At 37.0% G+C, this 22,183-nt stretch carries 15 protein-coding genes, 1 tRNA gene and 3 pseudogenes; 6 read left to right on the forward strand and 13 right to left on the reverse strand.

Features of this window, described 5'->3' with window-relative positions:
* Positions 1 to 4 precede the first annotated feature (4 nt).
* Positions 5 to 1,505 (reverse strand): annotated as a pseudogene (locus AB6N09_RS02400) (YifB family Mg chelatase-like AAA ATPase).
* Between the two features lie 369 nt (positions 1,506 to 1,874).
* On the opposite strand from AB6N09_RS02400, the gene AB6N09_RS02405 reads away from it, so the two are divergent.
* Both AB6N09_RS02405 and AB6N09_RS02410 read left to right on the forward strand, forming a co-directional pair.
* Positions 1,875 to 1,928 (forward strand): hypothetical protein, encoded by a 54-nt coding sequence (locus tag AB6N09_RS02405; protein WP_411131378.1) that lies wholly within the window; start codon positions 1,875 to 1,877, stop codon positions 1,926 to 1,928.
* A gap of 15 nt (positions 1,929 to 1,943) precedes the next feature.
* Complete coding sequence (locus tag AB6N09_RS02410) at positions 1,944 to 2,132, forward strand: hypothetical protein (protein ID WP_411131365.1); 189 nt, start codon at positions 1,944 to 1,946, stop codon at positions 2,130 to 2,132.
* A gap of 151 nt (positions 2,133 to 2,283) precedes the next feature.
* On the opposite strand, the pseudogene AB6N09_RS02415 reads toward AB6N09_RS02410, so the two are convergent.
* A pseudogene (locus tag AB6N09_RS02415) lies at positions 2,284 to 2,373 on the reverse strand (IS5-like element ISWpi1 family transposase); the annotation flags it as partial.
* A 243-nt stretch (positions 2,374 to 2,616) separates the two neighbouring features.
* On the opposite strand from AB6N09_RS02415, the gene AB6N09_RS02420 reads away from it, so the two are divergent.
* Positions 2,617 to 5,274 carry a 2-oxoglutarate dehydrogenase E1 component gene (locus AB6N09_RS02420; RefSeq protein ID WP_411131366.1) on the forward strand — a complete coding sequence of 886 codons (2,658 nt, stop codon included), beginning with the start codon at positions 2,617 to 2,619 and terminating at the stop codon, positions 5,272 to 5,274.
* Here AB6N09_RS02420 and AB6N09_RS02425 read toward each other — a convergent pair.
* Positions 5,271 to 5,871, reverse strand: a pseudogene (locus AB6N09_RS02425) (TIGR02217 family protein). The gene AB6N09_RS02420 and the pseudogene AB6N09_RS02425 sit on opposite strands and share 4 nt — an antisense overlap.
* Positions 5,872 to 6,084: 213 nt before the next feature.
* The gene (locus AB6N09_RS02430; protein WP_411131367.1) at positions 6,085 to 6,843 is read right to left on the reverse strand and encodes a DsbA family protein; all 759 of its coding nucleotides are present in this window, start codon (positions 6,841 to 6,843) and stop codon (positions 6,085 to 6,087) included.
* A gap of 241 nt (positions 6,844 to 7,084) precedes the next feature.
* On the opposite strand from AB6N09_RS02430, the gene AB6N09_RS02435 reads away from it, so the two are divergent.
* Genes AB6N09_RS02435 through AB6N09_RS02445 form a run of 3 tightly spaced genes read left to right on the forward strand, consistent with a single transcriptional unit; the run spans position 7,085 to position 10,032 of the window.
* Positions 7,085 to 7,375 (forward strand): ATP-binding protein, encoded by a 291-nt coding sequence (locus AB6N09_RS02435; protein WP_411131368.1) that lies wholly within the window; start codon positions 7,085 to 7,087, stop codon positions 7,373 to 7,375.
* Positions 7,333 to 8,550: an AAA family ATPase gene (locus AB6N09_RS02440; protein ID WP_411131369.1), complete on the forward strand. Its 1,218-nt coding sequence runs from the start codon at positions 7,333 to 7,335 to the stop codon at positions 8,548 to 8,550. Before AB6N09_RS02435 ends, AB6N09_RS02440 begins: the two co-directional genes overlap by 43 nt.
* Positions 8,551 to 8,553: 3 nt before the next feature.
* Entirely contained in the window at positions 8,554 to 10,032 is a 1,479-nt protein-coding gene (locus AB6N09_RS02445; protein WP_411131370.1) for a UbiD family decarboxylase, read from the forward strand.
* Between the two features lie 148 nt (positions 10,033 to 10,180).
* On the opposite strand, the gene AB6N09_RS02450 is transcribed toward AB6N09_RS02445, so the two are convergent.
* The 9 genes from AB6N09_RS02450 to AB6N09_RS02490 all read right to left on the reverse strand — a co-directional run.
* Positions 10,181 to 18,709, reverse strand: a complete 8,529-nt coding sequence (locus AB6N09_RS02450) for a DNA-directed RNA polymerase subunit beta/beta' (protein WP_411131371.1) — start codon at positions 18,707 to 18,709, stop codon at positions 10,181 to 10,183.
* A gap of 65 nt (positions 18,710 to 18,774) precedes the next feature.
* Positions 18,775 to 19,176, reverse strand: a complete 402-nt coding sequence (gene rplL / locus AB6N09_RS02455; RefSeq protein WP_411131372.1) for a 50S ribosomal protein L7/L12 — start codon at positions 19,174 to 19,176, stop codon at positions 18,775 to 18,777.
* 25 nt (positions 19,177 to 19,201) lie between these two features.
* Positions 19,202 to 19,720: a 50S ribosomal protein L10 gene (gene rplJ, locus AB6N09_RS02460; protein ID WP_411131373.1), complete on the reverse strand. Its 519-nt coding sequence runs from the start codon at positions 19,718 to 19,720 to the stop codon at positions 19,202 to 19,204.
* Between the two features lie 12 nt (positions 19,721 to 19,732).
* Entirely contained in the window at positions 19,733 to 20,386 is a 654-nt protein-coding gene (rplA, locus tag AB6N09_RS02465; RefSeq protein ID WP_411131374.1) for a 50S ribosomal protein L1, read from the reverse strand.
* 4 nt (positions 20,387 to 20,390) lie between these two features.
* On the reverse strand, positions 20,391 to 20,831 hold the full coding sequence (locus AB6N09_RS02470) for an uL11 family ribosomal protein (RefSeq protein WP_411131375.1): 441 nt from the start codon (positions 20,829 to 20,831) through the stop codon (positions 20,391 to 20,393).
* A 2-nt stretch (positions 20,832 to 20,833) separates the two neighbouring features.
* Positions 20,834 to 21,670 carry a transcription termination/antitermination protein NusG gene (gene nusG, locus AB6N09_RS02475; RefSeq protein ID WP_411131379.1) on the reverse strand — a complete coding sequence of 279 codons (837 nt, stop codon included), beginning with the start codon at positions 21,668 to 21,670 and terminating at the stop codon, positions 20,834 to 20,836.
* Positions 21,654 to 21,854 (reverse strand): preprotein translocase subunit SecE, encoded by a 201-nt coding sequence (secE, locus tag AB6N09_RS02480; protein WP_411131376.1) that lies wholly within the window; start codon positions 21,852 to 21,854, stop codon positions 21,654 to 21,656. Before secE ends, nusG begins: the two co-directional genes overlap by 17 nt.
* A gap of 19 nt (positions 21,855 to 21,873) precedes the next feature.
* Positions 21,874 to 21,946 (reverse strand) — tRNA-Trp (locus AB6N09_RS02485).
* Positions 21,947 to 21,957: 11 nt separating this feature from the next.
* A partial coding sequence (locus AB6N09_RS02490) for an EF-Tu C-terminal domain-related protein (protein ID WP_458783165.1) occupies positions 21,958 to 22,183 on the reverse strand: 226 nt, incomplete at its 5' end.

Raw genomic sequence — 22,183 nt, forward strand, 5'->3', positions numbered from 1 at the left:
TTTATTAATACGCTCTTATTCTGTAATTGAGAGCTTCAGCAATGTGTGCTCTTTTTACCTCTTCACTTTTTGCAAGATCTGCAATGGTTCTTGCAACTCTTAATACGCGTGTGTAGCCTCGGTTGGAAATGTAGTTTTCTTTTAGTGCGTGTTTTAATAGCTCTAACTCTGCTTGGTCTGGCTTAGTGAACTTATTCAATGCTTCACCACTTACTTCTGAGTTGCAGCTAATACTTAATTTGCTGTAGCGCTCAGCTTGAATTCTCCTTGCTGCTATTACTCTTTGTCTTAATTCTGTCAGCACTCTCTCCCTCTGAATAAATTTCAGGAGAAAGTATACTGACATTTGGCATTTCGATGCATATATCTGTTCTATCAAGCAATGGTACTGATATTTTGTTCCTATAATCTGTGCCATATCGTGGAGCTTTGTTGCACGATCTACTTGCATTTCCTAAGTAGCCACATCTTCAGGGATTCATCGCAGCAATTAGTTGAAAATGCGCTGGGTAAGTAATGTGGGCGTTAACCCTTGCAATAGTAACTTTTCTATCTTCAAGTGGTTGGCGTAGGGAATCAAGCACGAGTCTTGGAAACTCTGGCAATTCATCAAGGAACAATACTCCATTATGAGCAATAGTGATTTCCCCAGGTTTCGCATTTTTCCCTCCTACTATCATCGCTGGCATAGAGCATGAATGATGAGGTTCACGAAAGGGATGAGTTACCTTGAATATCTCATTAACAGCCTATGTTATACTGGAAATAATATTCACATCAATCATCTCCTGCTTAGTTAAATCAGGCAGCAGCCATATAAATCGTTTGGCAAGCATCGATTTTCCAGTACCGGGGGGTCCAACAAGAAGCATATTATGTCCGCCTGCTGCTGCTATTTCAGCCGCTCTTTTTGCTACAACTTGGCCTTTGATATCCTTCATATCTGGTACTGATCTTTTTTCTTTCGGTTTATTAAAAATTACCGGCTCAATCGACTTCTCACCTTTGAAAGGTCTAATAATATCGGTCAATTTCTCTATAGCCAAAACCGAGACATTCTTTACCCATGAAGCCTCTATTCCATTGCTCCTTGGACAAATTATTCCTTTGTTTTTCTGTTTTACGTTGATTACCGCTGGCAAAACCCCTGAAACTGAAATAACCCTGCTGTCAATGGCAAGTTCGCCCATAATGATGTAAGGTTGAACTTTTTCAACTTATATAACGTTCATCACAACAAGCAGTCCAATAGCAATAGCCAAATCATAGTGGCTGCCTTCTTTCAGCAAATCTGCATGAGAAAGATTAATTGTGATTCTTTTAGGAGAGAGCAGTAGATTAATTGAGTTTAGCGCTGCTCTAATACGTTCTCTGGATTCTGCAACAGTTTTATCCGGCAATCCAACGATATTAAAGGCAGGAACACCATTTGCCATGTGAATTTGGACATTAACATTCACTATATTAATTCCCTGAAGCGCAACGGTATTTATATTTGCAATCATAATATATTTTCTAAAATTATTAATAGAATATATTAAAGAGGTTGTTAAGTAAAGGCTTTGAACTCCTTGATTTGGGCTGTCACTAGACTTTTGCATAGTTTTTAGCAGCGTGTTGGATTCAATAGAAACAAAAAAAACTACTTGACAAATTCCTCCAACTCTCTTATCATGACAATAAGGGTGTTTTTGACTCAAAACTTGTTTTGATTTTCAGGCTCAATGACAAAATTCAGTAAAAAACTCAGGGTGTTTTTTGGCGGATTATATCAAATTATAGCGGCTGCATATCTTTTTCATTTTTTCTACATTCAGCCAAATCGCGCTTGAACTAAGCGTCAGCAAATTATTATAGCGCCAATTTAAAGTATTATAGAGTCAAAACTCGCCACTCGGGGTTTCTTTGCCTTTTTTTTCATTTGGTAAATTTCTTAAATATTTATGATTAAAATAGCGTCCCGGATTCCAGTGTCAAGCACACAACTGTACGAACATTGTGACTTGAGCCTGACAGAAGGATGTCATCCAAGTATCTGCCACTTGGATGACAAGACAAGAAAGTACTGGAATGACAGGAGAAAGAGCGCTGGGATGGCAAAAAGGCTACTTGGAGACACCATTATAAAGTGAAATGAGATCTCAGAGGTTATCCGGAAACTAGTAAATTCAAGTATATTCTCTCTTTGACATAACCCTACTAATAGCTAGATGAAATTCTCAGTGGATGTTGTGAGTCTCTCTCGATAGCCTGCTATTCCTATTAACCCAAGCAAAAGTCCTTTCTACAGCCCATCTTGTATGATACTCTGAAGTGTTTTTCTATTCTCGCCCATTCCCTTTCGCTTAGGTCTATTGGATATTTTTTTCTCATCTTTACCACGTACTAAAATTTCAGATATGATATAGCCTTTTACTAGTTTCCGGACAAACTCTCAGTATCAGCTACTTGGATGACACCTTGTATTTGAGGCAAAACCGGTTGTAATGCTTAACACACTGTCTTTGCACACAAATGTTCGTGCAGATGCGAGCTCAACTTACAGGCATCAAAAAAGTTCTTTTTAAAAAAAAACTTAAGGTATAATATAGGTGTTTGATATCTTTTATAGTGATTATGCCGAGTTTAAGCTTCCTTTATGGTGACAATGCAGAGTTTGTGGAGGAAATGTATAGCCGTTACTTGCAAGGCGATAAATCAATTGGGGAGGATTGGTACAGAATTTTTTCAAGCAATTTAGAGACGAGTCAGGCAAAGCCCTGCAGTGTGCAGCATGCAGCCAAGGCGGATAATTCAGCTTATGATCTGGCAAATTTTTTCAAATCTTACGGTCATTTTTTCGCGAATCTTAATCCGTTATCACCAAATGTAAATAAAGAAATAGATTATCAGAAATATTCAAACCTCTCTCCAACGCACAACGCTGGAATCTATAGAGATATTTACTGCAGGAATACTGGTTTTGAATTTATGCATATTTCCTCTTATGAGGAAAGAGTGTGGCTGCAGGAGAAAATTGAAAACCAGACCTATACACTGAGTCCTCAAGACAAAAAGGAAATACTGAGGCACTTGATCGAATCTGAGATGTTCGAGCAGTTTCTCCATATGAAATTTCCTGGGTATAAGCGTTTCTCTATCGAAGGCGGAGAGTCAACTATTGTTGCAATTGAGAGAATTATTAGTGATTCTGTGGCTTTTGGTATTGAAGAGATAGTTCTCGGTATGGCTCACCGCGGACGACTCAGTGTTCTAACCAAAGTTATGGGAAAAGAATATGCAGCAATGCTTTCTGAATTTCAAGGCAACCTTGCATACCCAAGTGGTCTTGAGGTGTCTGGCGATGTTAAATATCACCTCGGTTACTCCTCTGATCGCACACTTGCCAGTGGTAAAAAAATACATTTGAGTTTGTGTCCTAACCCATCTCACCTTGAAGCGATAAACCCGGTTTTGGTTGGAAGAATAAGAGCAAAGCAGAATATGGGATCTGTGCTTGGAATATCAATTCATGGTGATGCAGCCTTCATCGGCCAAGGAGTAGTTGCTGAAACCCTGACCTTGAGCAATATTGAAGGTTATAAAGTGGATGGTATCGTGCATATTGTCATTAATAACCAAATTGGTTTTACTGCTAATCCATGTTGCGCGCGGTCATCTTTTTATTGCACTGATATAACTAAATCTATAGAAGCTCCAGTATTTCATGTTAATGGGGATAATCCAGAAGCAGTAAGTTTTGTTGCGAGTCTTGCAGCTGAGTATAGGCAGAAATTTAAAAAAGACGTGGTGATTGATATAATATGCTACCGCAAATATGGCCATAATGAAGGTGATGAGCCAAATTTCACTCAGCCACTTATGTGTAAGGTAATATCAAAGCATAAAACTCCAGGAGCGCTGTATGAAGAGAAGCTGACTGCAGAGAAAGTGCTAAGTAGTGATGAGATAAGTAAACTACGCAGCGAATTTAGGGCAGGATTGGATAAAAGCCTTGCTGAATCAGCGACTTACACTCGAAAAAAAGCTGACTGGTTTAGTGGTGTGTGGTCAAAACTGAGAAGAGCAAAGTTGAACGATTTGAACGAATACTATACGGATTCTGGTGTTTCGCCAGATGAGCTGAAAAAACTTGGTGTACACATAAATAGTAATATCCCAAGCAGTTTTAATATCAACAATAAGGTTAGAAAAATACTTGATGAAAGAATAGATAGTATAAATTCCGGTCACGACATAGACTGGGCAACGGCTGAAAGTCTTGCGTTTGCATCGCTGCTTACAGAAGGGATAGGGGTACGTTTATCAGGACAAGATTCCGGCCGTGGGACTTTCTCGCACCGTCATTCAAAGCTTGTTGATCAAGCAACGGAGGAAACGTTTATTCCGCTAAACAATATAAGCGAGAAGCAGGCTCACTTTGAGGTCATGGATAGCGCTCTGTCTGAATATGCTGTGATGGGCTTCGAATATGGATATAGTCTTGACTCTCCATATTCACTGGTGCTCTGGGAAGGGCAATTTGGTGATTTTGCAAATGGCGCGCAAATTATGATCGACCAGTTTATTGCATCGGCAGAAACAAAGTGGTTGCGATCAAGTGGTCTAGTTTTACTCTTACCTCATGGTTATGAAGGACAAGGACCTGAGCATAGCTCAGCGCGTATAGAGAGATTTTTGCAACTCTGCGCAGAAGATAATATGCAAGTAGTTAATTGTTCCACTCCAGCAAATTACTTTCATGTCTTGCGCCGGCAAATTCATCGGGACTTTCGTAAGCCTTTGGTGGTGTTTACACCTAAATCACTACTGCGTTACAAAAGAGCAGTTTCTAACTTGTCTGACTTTGAAGGAAAATTCCTCACGGTAATTCCAGAATATAGAATATGTTTAGTTTCAGATGACAAAATACGCAAAGCCATAATATGCAGTGGTAAAGTTTATTACGATATAATTGAAGCATGTGAAAGACAAAAAATGAATGATATAGCAGTAATACGTTTAGAGCAGTTCTATCCATTTCCTGCAGATAAATTAAGTAATGAACTTGAGAAGTACAAAAACGCTGAGATTGGATGGTGTCAAGAAGAACCAAAAAATATGGGAGGATGGTTCTTTGTCAATCCATTGATAGAAGAAGTGTTATCCAATCTCAATATTCAAGCAAAAAGGCCTAAGTGTATTGCAAGACCTGCTGCTGCGTCTCCTGCATGTGGTTATGCTAGTGTTCACACCCAGCAACAAGAGGAGATTTTGAGGCAGGTGGTAAGCTAACTGAGCTTCACCTCCACTAGCAGAATGTTGCTACAACTGCTACTACCGTAGTTATCAATAGAAGCGTTTAAGTAATCTGTATCAAAGCGCACGGGCACATCAAATTCAAATCTTGCAGTGATTATTGCACCTTTTGCTGGTGGTCTGGTAAACATAATTTCTCCAGTTGAGTAATTCACTGAATATTTTTCTGTCTCTACAGCATCTAGATAAATTTTTATTGTGTCATGTACTGGCTTTTTAATTGTTCGTATATGCTTGTCTTTTCCGCTAACATAGGTTTTGATCAGTTGAAAAGTCGTTTTTTTGCTGTCTCCTATTCCAATTTCTTGATTGGTGGCTGTAAAGCCTGACTAATCCTTAAAACGAAAGCCTATTGCTCTACCTTTTCGCGCGTTAAAAAACGTTATGAGTTCTGTTAGCTGCTTATTTGATCTGGACCACATAAGCTATGTTGTACCTAGCACGCGCATGAGACCAGTTGATATTGCGCTGTTCACAACCATTATTGGTTGTTACGACATCAGTGGAAAATTACGGTCCTCCAGTGGAACCGTAGGATATATTTTCTGGAAATCTCATTTCTGTAAATGACATATGTCCTCCTGAAAAAATAAAATTGAAATAATGTGGCTGAAGAAGGCTTGGGAGGTATTTCAAACAGCAAACGATATCATGAAAGTGGCTGAAACTTTATACCACTAAGATAACATTTTAAACTGCTGCTATATTTAGCATACCCATATTTACTATACTTAAGTTCACTTGTATTGTCAAGCAAAAAAAATAAAATTTTATGACAAACTGAAACTAGCTTTGTTTATGGCTTAATTCATCTACTTTTTCGCGTAACACATCCAAGTCAGTTGCTCCTACAAATAGACTATCCCCAATTATTAAAAAAGGTGTACCTCCTACTCCTAGATTCCTTACTAAAAGTCTGCTGTTGTTTATCATCTGTTCAATTTTGTCTTCGTTGTTTTTCATAGAGTCATTGAAGTCATTTTCATTGATTCCTATGCTTTTTACTATACCTAATATATTTTCATCTGAAAATTCCCCTCTGTAGTCTAGGGCAGCATAGTGAAAATCAAAATATTTTCCTTTATCAATAAAATAGAGAGCCAAAGCACTTTTTGCAGCCCTTAAAGAATCATTACCAAGTATTGGAGTGTCCCTAAAAATGTACTTAACTTTGCCATCATTGATCAACTGTTTTACATCGTCCTTTATGGCTTTGCAATAGCCACAAGAATAGTCAAAAAATCCTACAGCTATAACATTGCTATTTTCATTTCCTAAGTAAGGATAAGTGGAGTCAAACATTTCATTTTTATACTGCAAGATTTTACCTTTAGCCGTGTTATCCCGAACAGCGTAACTACTTTTAATTGATTCCTCCAGGAGCATTTTTATAATCTTATCAAAATTTCTACTTATATAGTTATCTAATCTCTCGCCTATATACTTATCGTTTAGCACTTGGCTGCGACTTGAGAGCCAATTATTTATTATTGGCAAACTTCCTATTACTATTATTAAAATCAATAAAAACGATATTCTAAACATACGCTCATGGACATGCAATATAAAATTTTTAGTGTACAAGTAAATATATATTAAAGAAAGCGTCTAATGTTAGCTATAGCCAACTTTGCCGCAAGTTCAAACTTTACGCAAAGAAACTCAGGACAAAACTCACCAGAAGATTTTATAATGCAAGTAGCTAAAGCACGCCAGGACAGCCAACTATAAGATACTTCATCCTTTACCGCCACGTATAGCAACCGTAAACGCGGCGGTAAATTATATGAGCGAGCCAATAATTGGCAGAGAAAAGGAAACAGCCATTCTAGAAAGTAAGCTTCTTTCCCAATCAGCTGAATTTATTGCCGTTTATTGTCGACGTCGTGTGGGCAAGACGTATCTAATAAAACAATTTTTCAGTAAACATGCCGATATTTTATTTGAACAGACTGGTCTTAATAATGGTACTTTGCAGGAGCAGCTTGCAATTTTTACACAATCATTACCAAATACTTTTACAAAGGTGCAAGGATGGCTTTGCCTAAAAATTGGATTGATGCATTACAGCAGTTAACACTTGCTATTGATAACACACATAAGAACGAACGAATTGTCTTATTTTTTGATGAACTGCCATGGCTTGCGGCAAGAAAATCTGGTTTTCTGAAAGCATTAGAATATTTTTGGAACACACGCTGGACATACCGAAAGAAACTTATCTTGGTTGTGTGTGGTTCAGCAGCTTCTTGGATGTTGGAAAATTTAATTTATAGTAAAGGAGGATTGCATAATCGTATTACTGCGAGAATACCTTTGCAGCCTTTTAACTTACGCGAAACTAAAGAATATCCAAGATATTTAGGAGTCAACCTTAATCACCAGCAAATGTTGCAGCTCTATATAGCCATGGGAGGGATACCGCATTACCTTAAGGAAGTAAGTAAAGGATTATCGGCAACACAAAATATTAATGTGATCTGTTTCCAGGAGGATGGTTTATTATTTGATGAATTTGGTATGCTATTTCATTCTCTGTATGAAGAACCAGAAACGTATCTCAGCATTATTCGCGCAATTGCAAAAAAGCCAAAAGGGATCAGTAGGAAAGAACTTATAAAAGTAACTAAAATCGCTGAGGGTGGTCGCTTAACTACTAAATTAAGGAGCTTAGAAGAAGCTGGATTTATTGGTGGTTTTTTACCACTGAGTAAAGCAAAGAGAGGAGTATATTACAGAATAATTGACGAATATATATTATTCTATATAACATGGATTGAACCGTTTAGAGAAGTAACAAAAAGGGCAATAATAAGCGATGCCCACTATTGGGAGTTAGCAATAAAGAAACCAGCTTGGCAAATATGGACAGAACAAACATTTGAAGCAGTGTGTTTTAAACATGCCAATAAAATTAGAAGAAAATTAAATATAAAGCATATAGCAGTCATATGTGGAGATTGGCAATATCACCCAGAGAAGAACAGTAAAGAATCTGGTGCTCAGATTGACTTAGTTTTCGATCGAGAAGATGGGTGTGCAATGCTTTGTGAAATAAAGTATAGTGATAAACCTTATACAGTAATGAAGGAATTTGTTGAACAATTAAAGAAAAAAGAAACAGTTTATAGAGAAAAAATGAAATCAAAGAAGCAGATATTCTGGGTATTGATTGCTGCAAATGGAGCTTCTGAAAACCAACATCTAAAAGATACGATACATCATGTGATTACATTAGAAGATTTGTTTTAAGCTATGTACAACAACTTACACGACTTCATCTCTGCTTTAGAAGAAAAAAAAGATCTGATTAGGATTAAGGAGGAGGTTTCAACAGTTATTGAGATGACAGAAATCCATCGCAGAGTCTTGTCAAACAAGGGACCAGCAATCATTTTTGAAAATGTCATCACAGAGAACGGCAAAAATTCGATTCCAGTTTTAGTGAATTTATTTGGCACTATCGATAGGATAGCTTTAGGGCTGGGTATAAACCCTGATGAACTAAGAGTTCTTGGTAAACTTCTAGCATTTTTACAGTCCCCTGAACCGCCAAAAAACTTCAAGGATGCTATGAAGATGTTTCCTCTGTTGAAAGTTGTGTTGTCGATGCGCAGTAAAGTCGTGAGCAAAGCTCCATGCCAAGAAGTGGTGCTAACTGTGGATGAAGTAGACCTCAGTTTACTACCTATTCAAACGTGTTGGCCAAACGAACCTGCACCGCTTATCACCTGGCCGATTGTGGTAACAAAAGGACCAACGAAGGACAAGCAAGATAACTTCAATCTTGGAATATATCGTATGCAAGTCGTGGATAAAAAAACGACTCTAATGCGTTGGCTTGCACACCGTGGAGGGGCAGGTCAGCATAAACGGTGGAAGGAAAAGTGGCAAAGTATAAAGTTTCCTGCTGCTGCTGTAATCGGTAGCGATCCTGCAACACTTATCGCTGCAGTAACTCCAGTGCCAGAAACATTGTCAGAATACCAATTTGCTGGACTGCTCCGCAAGAAGCCGCTTGAACTTGTAAATTGTAAAACTGTACCACTTCAAGTGCCAGCTCATGCAGAGATCGTTTTGGAAGGCTATGTGAGTTTGTATAGATATCAAGATGAAGGGCCATACGGAGACCACACTGGTTACTATAATTCTGTTGAGCAATTTCCAGAATTTAACATTACTGCAATCACAATGCGTAAAAACCCAATATATCTTAGCACTTTCACTGGCAAGCCACCAGATGAACCATCGATTCTTGGTGAAGCACTCAACGAAATCTTTGTGCCGATTCTTATCAACCAATTTCCAGAGATAGTAGACTTTTATCTGCCACCAGAGGGTTGTTCCTATAGAATAGCAGTAGTGTCGATCAAAAAATCTTACCCCGGACATGCGAAAAGGGTTGTTATGGGCATACTCTCTTTTCTCAAGCAGTTTTTATACACAAAATTTATTATAGTTGTTGATGATGATATAAATGTACGTGATTGGAAAGAGGTGATGTGGGCAATATCAACAAGAATGGACCCTATGCGTGATACAATCATGATAGAGAACGCACCAATTGATTATTTAGACTTTTCCTCTCCTGAAAGTGGACTTGGAGGTAAAATGGGATTTGATGCGACAAATAAAATTCCGCCTGAAACCAAACGAGAGTGGGGGAAAAAAATTGAAATGAGCGAAGAAATAGTAAAAAAAGTTACAGAGAAGTGGGGGGACTATGGATTATAGTGCTAAAAAGTTAAAAATATTATATACTTAGCTGAACAGCCAATGGCGTTAACTTAAGGGCCTCAATTAGCAAACTCTCCTAAGCGTGTACCCATCTTGCACCGGACGCGTACATAGATGGTATAAACGCCACTCTTCGCTAGTTCATTCAATTTGGCTGATCATAATTTGTTGCTATTACACTTTCTTTCTCATCAAAATGTGAATGACAATTATTATTTCCTAATAGCTTTTCGTCATAAGTTTCAATATCAAAATATTTTTCATATTTATCTATATTATTACAAAGTGAAAGGGCTCTAACATTGCTCATAATCAAACCTGTACCAGCAGGAATTAATCTTCCTACTATGACATTTTCTTTTAGCCCGCTCAAAGAATCTTCCTTTCCACAAAATGCTGCTTCTGTTAGCACTTTCGTTGTCTCTTGGAAGGAGGCAGCAGAAATAAAGGAATTAGTTTCAAGACTAGCTCTTGTAATTCCCTGCAAGATAGGAAGATAACTAGCAGGTCGTTTGCCAGAATTGTTCATAGCATTATTTTCCCTATCAACTTCCAGCTTATCAATGCTTTCGCCAACCAAGTACATAGTATCACCAGGATCAGTAATTTCTACTTTTTGCAACATTTGCTTTAATATTACTTCTAAGTGTTTGTTGTCTATACGAACACCCTGCAATCTATAGACTTGCTGTATTTCAGAAATCATATAGTGTGCTAGAGCTTCGAGTCCAAGTACACGTAAAATATCATGAAGGTCAGGATCACCATCCATCAATAGATCACCTTTACGTACAAAATCACCCTCATTGACTATTATGTGCTTGCTCCTTGATACCAGATATTCAACTGAAGAAATCTGCTCATCTACAGGTTTAATTAATATACTGCGCTTTCCTCTCCGATCTTTCTCAGAAAATGCTACATAACCATCTATTTCACTAACAATTGCATGCTCTCTAGGACGACGTGCTTCAAACAATTCTATGACTCTAGGTAAGCCACCAGTAATATCACGGGTTTTGACTGATTCTCTTGGCGTTCTTGTAATGATGTCACCTGCATGAACCTTCTGGCCATCTTGTACATTGAGTACTGCACCAATTGGTATAAAATAGCATGCTTCAACGCCACTTGCGAGTGTCATTACTTCACCGTTATCATCAAGCAACACTATACGAGGACGCAAATTAGCTCCACCAGAGTGCAATTTCCAATCCTTCACTACTTTACTTGATATTCCGGTAGATTCATCCATAACCTCAGTGATTGATACTCCATCTTTTAGGTCTCGATAAGATACTGTCCCAGTCTTTTCCGTGATAATAGGTAATGTATAAGGATCCCATTCTGCAACTCTATCGCCAATTTTTACTGACTGACCTTCATCCACATAAAGTTTGGCACCATAAGGTACACTATGTCTCAATTTTTCACTACCTAGACTATCAATTAATATAACTTCACAAGAACGACTTATTACAATTTTATCTCCATTTTTGTCTATAATTATATTACTGTTGTTCAATTTTATTTTAGCATTAATAGAAGCTATAATATTTGAAGATTCAACGCCCCTAGTCATTACTCCACCTATGTGGAAAGTACGCATCGTTAACTGAGTACCTGGCTCTCCAACGGATTGAGCGGCTATCACACCAACTGCCTCACCTATTGAAACAATTCTGCCAGTTGCAAGGTCTCTTCCATAACACAGAGCACATACACCTGGGCTTAGTTCACAGGTTAAAGGTGACCTAATTTTCACAGCGTCAAGACCTGCAATGTTAATTTGCTTTACCTTACTTTCATCAATCAATGCTCCTGCTTTCACCAATAATTCTTTTGTCACTGGATTATATATATCATTTGCAGATGCTCTGCCCAGCACAACGCTCTCTAAAGATGCAACTATGGTACCTCCTTCAACCGTGGCTCTTACAACGAGACCATTTTTGGTTTTACAGTCATGTTTTTTAACTATGCAGTTTTGAGACACATCAACCAAGCGACGAGTTAAGTACCCAGAGTTTGCAGTTTTAAGCGCAGTATCAGCAAGACCCTTACGTGCACCATGAGTAGAATTGAAGTACTCAAACACGTTTAACCCTTCACGGAAGTTAGAGATTATAGGTGTTTCTATAATCTCACCAGAAGGCTTAGTCATAAGTCCTCGCATTCCAGATAGCTGTTTCATCTGTGAAGTAGAACCCCTTGCACCAGAGTTAACCATCATATATACTGAATTGTACTTACTATTTTTGTCGTATATAGATATTGCCTTTAACATATCATTGGCTATCACATCCGTACACTTAGACCATTCATCTATAACCTTGTTATATCTTTCACTTCTGGTGATTAACCCGTCTTGATATTGCATAGAAAACTTTTTAATTTCATCCCTAGCATGATCAACATGTGTGGCTTTAGTTTTGGGTATAACCAGATCACAACGACTAAAAGAAGTACCAGAAAATGTAGCATACTCAAAGCCAAGCACCATTAGTTTATCAGAAAATTCTACTGTAGCGCTTTGACCACAGTTACGATACACCAAATCAACTATATTGGTTACTTCCTTAACTGTTAACACCTGATTTACAAGATCAAAGCTCAAATTCTCATGTTTAGGAAAGATCTGCCATAATATTAGGCGACCAGGAGTTGTACGAACAGTTTTATAGCAAATTTCACCGTCACTATTCGTATATTCCATCCTATGCTCTATACTAGAATGAATATGCAAAGTACCGTTACTCAGAGAGTGTTCAATTTCACCAAAAGTACTCGAGAATGGTAAGTCATCATCTTCCTCATCGGTTTGTTCTTGCAAAGTTAAGTAGTGTATACCAAGTATTATATCTTTACTAGGAACTATAATTGGTCTGCCGTTAGAAGGACTTAAAACATTATTAGTCGACATCATCAATACTCTAGCTTCAAGCTGAGCCTCTAATGAAATCGGCACGTGCACTGCCATTTGATCGCCGTCAAAGTCAGCATTAAACGCTGTACAGACAAGCGGATGCAGTTGTATTGCTTTGCCTTCAATAAGGATTGGTTCAAAAGCCTGTATACCAAGCCTATGCAGAGTAGGTGCTCTATTTAACAACACAGGGTGTTCTTTTATTACCTCCTCAAGCATGTCCCAAACTTCTGGCTTCTCTGCTCTTATTAGCTTACTAGCAAACTTAATAGTTGGAGCCATACCATACATTTTGAGCTTTGAGTAGACAAAAGGCTTGAATAATTCGAGAGCCATTCTTTTTGGCAATCCACACTGATTTAACTTTAAAGTTGGACCAACAACTATTACAGAACGTCCAGAGTAGTCCACTCTTTTTCCTAACAGATTCTGACGGAAACGACCTTGTTTTCCTTTTAGCATATCGCTAATAGATTTTTTATATCCAACAGTACCAGCTTTACTCGCCAAAGTATTACGACGGCTATTGTCAAAAAGAGAATCAACTGCTTCTTGTAACATCCTCTTTTCGTTACGAATCATAATTTCAGGAGGATTTAAACTTAATAGCTTTCTCAACCTGTTATTTCTATTAATAATAGTCCTATAATGATGATTTAGATCAGAAACTGCAGGACGACCACTTTCAAGCGACACTAAAGGACGCAAATCAGGTGGCAAAATAGGTATAGTCGTAAGTATTATCCACTCAGGTCTGTTTCCTGATTTGATAAAGTTTTCAATAATACGTAATCTCTTTATAATTTTCTTTCTTCTTATTTCGGAAGTAACAGATTCTAACTCCAATCTTAGATCCTTTCTAATTTCGTGTAAATCAAGACGAGTTAGCAACTCTCTTATAGCTTCAACGCCTTGCATAGCCACAAAGCTATCGGTTCCATAACTATCCTTAGCTTCATTGTAGGCTTTTTCACTAATAATCTCACCTTTTTCAAAATGAGAAACAAGAGGATCTATTACAATGTAATTATCGCTATATAAAATGTTCTCAATATCTCTTAGAGACATGTCTAGTAATGCTCCAATCCTCGAAGGAAGCGATTTCAAAAACCATATATGAGCAACAGGATATGCAAGCTCTATATGGCCCATTCTTTCTCTTCTTACTTTAGAAGATGTAACCTCTACTCCGCACTTTTCACATATACGACCTCTGTGCCTTCTTTTTTTGTATTTTCCACATAAACATTCGTCGTCACTGACAGGCCCGAAAACCTTAGGACAGAACAATCCACCTTTTTCAACTTTAAATGTACGATAGTTTGCAGTTGAGACGTCTTTTATCTCACCATAGGACATAGATTTAATACTTTCAGGACTAGCAATGGATATACTAATCTTATCAAAAGATTGTGCAATATTAGTATGAGATATGTCTTCAATAACTACCTCATTTTGCTTTAAAGCTACATTTAGACATAAAGAGCGTAATTCTTTTATCATCACATTAAAAGATTCAGGAGTCCCACACTCAAAATTACTGTCACCTTTTATTATTGATTCATAAATCTTAATCCTACCATTAATGTCATCAGACTTCACGGTTAACATTTCCTGTAAAGTATAGGCAGCACCATAGGCTTGCAATGCCCAACATTCCATTTCACCAAAACGCTGACCACCAAAATGAGATTTTCCTCCAAGAGGTTGCTGAGTAACCAAGCTATAAGGCCCTACTGAACGTGCGTGAATTTTATCATCAACTAGGTGGTGCAACTTAAGCATGTACATATAACCAACCGTAACCTTACGATCGAATTTTTCACCAGCGCAACCATCATACAATATAGCTTGCCCAGAGTTATCCAAACCGGCGAGTTCAAATAATTCTGTTATTTTTTCATCTTTTGGACCTTCAAATACAGGCGCAGCAACAGGAACACCATCACGTAATTTATTTGCAAACTCGATCAAGCTACTATCGCCAATCTCACGAATACCATTACAAATAGATACATCACTACCACAACTATACACCTCAATAAGGAAGTTACGTAAGTTGTCGTGTGCGCTTTTACAAGAGTTTAAATAATTTTCCACTAATGTGTTTAGCTCGTCATTTAGTGCATTTTTATTAGATATATTAAAAATAGAAGCCGATATTTCTTCATCACTAACTTCTTCAACTTTTCTGTTATCAAGGTACGCTGCTGCAAATTTTGCAGGGTTATCATTGTCGAGAGACCTAATTTTCTTACAGAAAGTACTTTTAGTTTTGTTGATTTCATCAAGAATTTCACCTACTTTTTCTCCTAATTTTTTGCAAGCCCAGCCTACATGAGTTTCTAATATTTGTCCCACATTCATTCTTGATGGAACACCTAGAGGATTAAGAATAATATCAACAGGAGTACCATCTTCTAAATAAGGCATATCCTCCACTGGTACAACTCGAGAAATCACCCCTTTGTTTCCATGCCTACCGGCCATTTTATCTCCTGGCTGCAAACTGTGCTTCACAGCAATGAAAACTTTTACTGACATCAACACACCCTGAGGTAAGTCATAACCCTCATCTAATTTTTCTACTTTTTGCTTAAACTGTGTTATTGCATTTGATACTTTTTCATCAAAGTCTTTTTTTAAGCTCTTAACTTGTTCAGAAATAGATTTGTTTTTTAACCCTATACTCCAGCATTGTTCACGTTCAATAGCGTTAAGTTTTTCTTGATCTTGAGAGCCAGAATGCACGAGAAGTTTTTCTAGTTCGTCATAGAAATACTCACTAGCTACATTGATTACATAGTCCCGCTCTTTCTCTAGATCATCCATTTCTTTTTGCTTAATAAGCAATGCCCTTTCGTTCTCTTCAACTCCCCTGCGTGTAAAGACTCTTACATCAATTACTGTTCCTTCAACATCTAGAGATGTGTACAAAGAGGAATCTGCACAATCGAATGACTTTTCACCAAAAATCGTCATCAACAATTTTGTTTCAGGAGGCAATGAAAGAGAAGGTTTAGGTGTAACTTTACCTACTAAAATATAGCCTGGACCCACTCTTGTACCAATTTTTGCTATACCACTATCATCCAAGTGGTATAGATTTTCTTCATTAACACCAGGTATAGCACGAGTTATTTTCTCTGATCCTAAAGGAGTATCATGTACAACACATTCAAATTCTTCTATATGGATAGAAGTAAATAGATCCTTTTTAACAACTTCACTGGAAATAATAATAGAGTCTTCAAAATTATAACCTTGCCAAGACATAAAAGCGACCAGCAAATTTTTACCAAGTGCTAGCTCACCACTATTAATTGCAGGACCATCAGCTATCACATCACCCTCTTTAACATAATCACCAACACGTACTAGTGGCCTTTGATTAATGCAAGTATTATGATTGGAACGCTGAAATTTCTTTAAATGATAAATATCTACACCCAGGTAGTTAACCCTTTCTTCATCAAAGGCGCGTATAACTATGGAATTACTATCAGAGCTATCAACTATGCCATCACGTTTTGCCAAAACTACAGCACCAGAACCAGAAGCAACAAAAGATTCCATACCAGTTGCAACCAAAGGAGCAGTAGGCTTCAATAAAGGTACAGCTTGGCGTTGCATATTTGAACCCATTAATGCTCTGTTGGCATCGTCATTTTCTAAAAATGGGATCAAGGAAGCTGCAACTGATATTACCTGTTTAGGAGATACGTCAATGTAACTCACTTGATCGCTACTTACCATGGCAAAACTAGCAGCATACCTACAGTATAGCATATCATCAACAAAACGGTTATTTTCATCGAGCCTTGCACTGGTATCAGCTATATAATACGAACCTTCATCTATTGCAGATAGATACTCAATTTGATCAGTGACAACCCTATTTACTACTTTCCTGTAAGGGCTTTCAATAAAACCATATTTATTAACACGTGCGTATATAGCCAAACTGTTGATTAGCCCTATATTTTGTCCTTCGGGGGTTTCAATGGGGCAAATTCTTCCATAATGAGTTGGATGAACATCACGCACTTCAAATCCTGCACGGTCTCTCGTTAAACCGCCAGGACCTAATGCTGATAACCTTCTTTTATGCGTTATTTCAGATAATGGATTAGTCTGATCCATAAACTGGGATAATTGAGAAGAATTAAAGAAATCTCTTAAGACATTAGTTAATACTTTTGGATTAATAAAATCAGATGGAGAAACTTTGTCTAAACTAGAAGTAGACATAGAGTCAATTATTACACGTTCCAATTTTAGTAACCCAGCCCTAAACTGGTTCTCTATAAATTCTCCAACTGATCTTACTCTTCTATTTCCCAAGTGATCAATGTCATCCACAGATCCTTGGCCGTCACGTAACAGTACTATTTTTCTTACAATTTCAATAATATCTTCATGTGTTAAGACAGTTAAATCCTCGTCACAACTTAACCCAAGATAAGAATTAAGTTTCAACCTACCAATATTAGACAGGTCGTAATACTCAAGGTTGAAGAAAAGATTATGAAAAAACTCTTCTACTATTTCCAAAACGGGAACTTCACCAGGACGCAAGACTCTATATATTTCATACAGCGCATCCTGATAAGACATGTTTTCATCTAGAAAAAGTGTATTTAATATATAAGGCCCAACATATAGATTATCGATGTTTAAGACTGATATTTCACCCACAGATAGTAATTCAAGCTTTTTTACATCTTCCACTTTTATAGACTCACCAGCAGATAAAATTTTCGTAGAGCTAACACTATCTACTAAGTCTTCTGCAAGAAATAAACCACATATAGAATCAAAAGGCACTAGATACTCTTTTAATCCATCATCATATAGCTTTTTAGCTAGCCTTGAGGTAACACGAACATTAGCCTTAAGTAACACATTACCTTTAACGTCCATTAAGTCAAAAGGTAACCTAACTCCCCTAAATTTGTCAGGAATAAAAGGTGCTTTCCAGCCATTTTTGTATTTTACATACTTTATCTTTTCATAAAATTTATCGAGTATATTATTATTTGACAGGCCCAACGCTTTTAATAAAACTGAGATTGGTAATTTTCTTTTCCTATCAATACGAAAATACAAATGGTCTTTAACATCAAACTCAATATCAAGCCAAGAACCTCTATAAGGAATAATTCTAGCAGAATAAATTAATTTACCGGAGTTATAAGTTTTTCCCTCATCGCTATCAAAAAACACACCAGGGGACCTATGCATCTGTGAAACGATAACTTTTTCCACCCCATTAATGATAAAAGTGCCTTTATCAGTCATCATCGGCAACTCACAAAAGTGGACTTCCCGCTCTTCTATAAATTTTACAATAGCCGCAAGCTTGGAACGATCCCCACTCTCTTTAATCGATCTATATTCATCAAGAGAAATACCATCTTGTAGAACAACAAGACGTATAGAAGCAATAACTCGAGCAGAAAAAGTTATACCGCGCTTTACACATTCAGACTCATCATACTTAGGATCATCTATTCTGCAGCTTATGAACTCAATAGTAGCCCTGTGCAAAGGATCATTTACTGGAAAGACTGAATGAAAAATAGATTCAAGTCTTTCATTATCATGACTTCCAGGAGTAAATGACTTGTATGACTCTTTTTGAACTTTAACTAAGTCTAACAAAGAATCTTTTAAATCAATTGACCTGGAATAAGAAACTCTAGGAACAAAAGCATCAGAAACACACATATAAGAAGAATCAACCATTAAAACACCCCAAACTAACTAAAAGCGCTGCATCAATATAAAATTAATATTTAAATATAAGCATCTTATTCAAGTTCCACTTGGGTTGCTCCTGCTTCAATGAGTTGTTGCTTTATTTTCTCTGCTTCATCTCTAGGAATACTAGCAGTCAAATCCTTAGGCAAGGATTCAACTAACTCTTTTGCTTCTTTTAAGCCTAATGTAGAATTAACCTTTCTAACCATTCTAATGATTTCCATTTTTTTTCTTGCATCAATTTCTTTAATTACAACTTTGCATTCAGTTTTTTCTTGAGAAGCAGAACTATCAGCATTATCACTAGTAGGTGCACTAGCACCAACAACTCCGCCAACAAAAGAACCAGCGGGTAATCCTATCTTCTCTTCTAGAACTTTTACAAGTTCAGAAGCCTCTAATAGATTTAAAGATAATATTTTATCAATCAAATCGTTTGTTACATTACTCATACTACTACCTTACTTAACAACAAATTTACTTTTTAGAACTATAATAATCTAACACTCTTATAAGCCTCATAGAAGGTGAGTTAATAGATAACGCCAACCGAGCGGGAATATTATAAAATATTAAACGCATAATTTTAATACGCAACTCATCCAGAGAAGGCAACTTAGCCAGTTTATTAACATCCTCTACTGTAAGCAATTGATTTAAGTGAGCTGCGCAAATCACAGACATCTTTTTTTTATTAGCATCAACGAAATCAACTATCAGCTTTGCAGCTTCTACTATACCACTAGAGTATATGATAGCAACAGGACCAGAAAATCTATCTGATAAATAGGAAAATCTACCAGTTCTTTCCAAAGCTAAACGTGCTAGAGTATTTTTAACCACTAGCATCCCGCCTGCTACAGCTTTTAGACCATTCCTGAGGGCTAATGAGTCACTAGCATTTATAGATTTAAAATCTACCAGTATTAAGAAATCATTATTTACAAACACATTCATTATGTTCTTTATAAAATCATCCTTACTTTCACGCTTCACAGCATTACTCCCTTAAATTATATCTTCCACTTTGTTTATTTTATAAGCTTTGCCCATAGTTGAATTTAAAAAGACACTCTTAAAGTACACTACTTTAACAGAAACAGGTTTACTATTTTTAATGACTTTAAGAAAGGCTTTCAAATTTTCTAGCAAATCATCAACACCGAACTTGACGTTTCCTAATTTACCGTGGATAATACCATTTTTGTCTGTCCTAAATTTTATTTGACCAGACTTAATGGTTTTAACAGCTTCTGCAACTTTAGAAGTTACGGTACCAAATTTAGGATTAGGCATTAACCCCTTGGCACCCAATACTTTTGCAATAGGGGTAATTTTTGCTATAAAATCGGGAGTGGTGATACACCAATCAACATCTAATTTTCTACCCTTTTTTATTTCTTCAACTAAATCGTCCCCTCCTACAATATCAGCACCAGCTTTTTCAGCTTCTGATAAATGCTTATCTTGGGCAAAAACAGCTACTTTAATATCTTTTCCAATACCCTTAGGCAAAACCACTGTACCGCGCACCTGTTCTTCAGATTTACGTGAATCCACACCTAAATTAACTGCAATATCAACTGACTCATCAAACTGTGCTGAAGCAGACTCAATAATCTTTTCTAAACATCGCTTGGGATTACCGTGATATGTACTCATGCGTCTAACCTTCTATAACTTCTATACCCATAGATTTGGCAGTGCCTATAACCATTTTCACTGTTGAATCCTCATTATCCACTTTCATGTCAACCATTTTACATCTTGCTACCTTAATTATAGCAGACATAGGCAACTTTGCCACCAATTCTTTACCCGGATTATTGGAGCTTTTGGTCAATTTAGCTTCCTGCTTAAGCAAATAAGCAACAGGCGGACCACTGACAGTAAAATCGTGAGAGCGATCGTCCTTTATAGAGATTCGTACTGTTACCAAATCACCTACCTTATAGTTAGCGTTAGCCGTGGTAGTCGCTTTATTAAAAGCTTCGCAGAACTTAGGAACGGGTATACCACGCGGACCAAGCACCGAAGCAATTTTTGACCCTGGTACTGCCTTTCCCGCTTCCATCAATAAGTTAATCTTAGCAACCACGACACTCATAATTAATCCTCTATTTTCTCTACTTGAGCTAAATCTAACTCTATTATTGTTGGCTTACCTAGAATTGACACTTCTACATTAATAATTTTTTTCTCATCGTTAATCATATCTACTTTACCAGTAAAATTTTGAAAAAGACCGTCGTTAATTTTCACCTTTTCTCCCTTTTCATAACCATGACTTAATTTTTTCGTCTCTTGAGCATTATAAAGTGCATTACACATTGAGCGAATCTCATCATCCAAAATTACCTTGGGAACATTACCATCTTTTAAGAACCCATAAACTTTAAGAGACTTTGGTATATTATTAACAAAGTTTAACACTTCATCGCATAAATTTACATATAAAAAAACATAACCAGGAAAGCATTTTCTTCGTGTAACAGTTTTTTTAGACCTTAATTCTGCCTCACTTAGCTCTTCATATGGGATAAAAACTTCCTTAAAATAATCGCTAACTCCTAATCTCATAGAATTTTCTAACACGTGTTGACACACCTTTTCTTCATAATTGGAAGCAACTCTCAAAATATACCACTTGTATTTGTCAAATTCTCTACACTTTAAACTCATTTCATCATCTAAAACTACTTCAAAATTACCAGGCTCATCACTGCAGAACCCAGGTGTTTGATTCAGAATATCCTTGCTCTCATCACATAGATGCATATACACGTACACTTCACACAACTCTCTTATGTCAGATTTTGAATTACCTACCGTTTGATAAGGAATAAATACCTTCTTGAAATAAGCAGTGTAGTTTATCAACTCACGTACGCTCCTCTCATGCCAGTAATCAACTTTAATAATGTACCATTTATATTCCATAAACAATTCCAAATAAAGCTTTAATTGCGTAAAGAGACGTAAAATCTATCAAATGAAAGAAAACTGAAAAGCATAATATAACAACTGCTACAACAAATAAAGACGATAACACTTCTTGCTTCTTCACCCAGGCAATTTTTCGTATTTCCTGCTTGATATCACACAAAAAGACACTTAACCCTTTTAACATTTCTACCACAACATTAATGCAGGAGCGATAGGAATTGAACCTACAACCTCTGGTTTTGGAGACCAGCGCTCTACCAATTGAGCTACACCCCTATGATTAATTTCTACTCCAAAATTTCAGAAACAACACCAGAACCAACAGTTCTACCGCCCTCTCTTATTGCAAAACGCAATCCCTTATCCATTGCTATTGATGCTTGCAATTCCACTTCTATACTTACATTATCTCCAGGCATTACCATCTCTTTCCCTTCCAGCAATTTTATACTCCCCGTTACATCTGTTGTCCTTATATAAAATTGTGGCTGATAATTCGCAAAAAATGGCGTA

It is taken from the genome of Wolbachia endosymbiont of Tettigetta isshikii (assembly GCF_041154185.1).
Classification (GTDB): Bacteria; Pseudomonadota; Alphaproteobacteria; order Rickettsiales; family Anaplasmataceae; genus Wolbachia.

Bases quoted from the DNA above. Each gene is read 5' to 3' on its own strand.
- AB6N09_RS02410 (WP_411131365.1), top strand. From the start codon at position 1,944: ATGATTAAAATAGCGTCCCGGATTCCAGTGTCAAGCACACAACTGTAC.
- rplA (WP_411131374.1), bottom strand. From the start codon at position 20,386: ATGAGTACATATCACGGTAATCCCAAGCGATGTTTAGAAAAGATTATT.
- AB6N09_RS02435 (WP_411131368.1), top strand. From the start codon at position 7,085: ATGAGCGAGCCAATAATTGGCAGAGAAAAGGAAACAGCCATTCTAGAA.
- AB6N09_RS02450 (WP_411131371.1), bottom strand. From the start codon at position 18,709: ATGGTTGATTCTTCTTATATGTGTGTTTCTGATGCTTTTGTTCCTAGA.
- AB6N09_RS02420 (WP_411131366.1), top strand. From the start codon at position 2,617: ATGCCGAGTTTAAGCTTCCTTTATGGTGACAATGCAGAGTTTGTGGAG.
- AB6N09_RS02430 (WP_411131367.1), bottom strand. From the start codon at position 6,843: ATGTTTAGAATATCGTTTTTATTGATTTTAATAATAGTAATAGGAAGT.
- AB6N09_RS02470 (WP_411131375.1), bottom strand. From the start codon at position 20,831: ATGAGTGTCGTGGTTGCTAAGATTAACTTATTGATGGAAGCGGGAAAG.
- secE (WP_411131376.1), bottom strand. From the start codon at position 21,854: ATGTTAAAAGGGTTAAGTGTCTTTTTGTGTGATATCAAGCAGGAAATA.
- AB6N09_RS02440 (WP_411131369.1), top strand. From the start codon at position 7,333: ATGGCTTTGCCTAAAAATTGGATTGATGCATTACAGCAGTTAACACTT.
- AB6N09_RS02445 (WP_411131370.1), top strand. From the start codon at position 8,554: ATGTACAACAACTTACACGACTTCATCTCTGCTTTAGAAGAAAAAAAA.
- rplL (WP_411131372.1), bottom strand. From the start codon at position 19,176: ATGAGTAATGTAACAAACGATTTGATTGATAAAATATTATCTTTAAAT.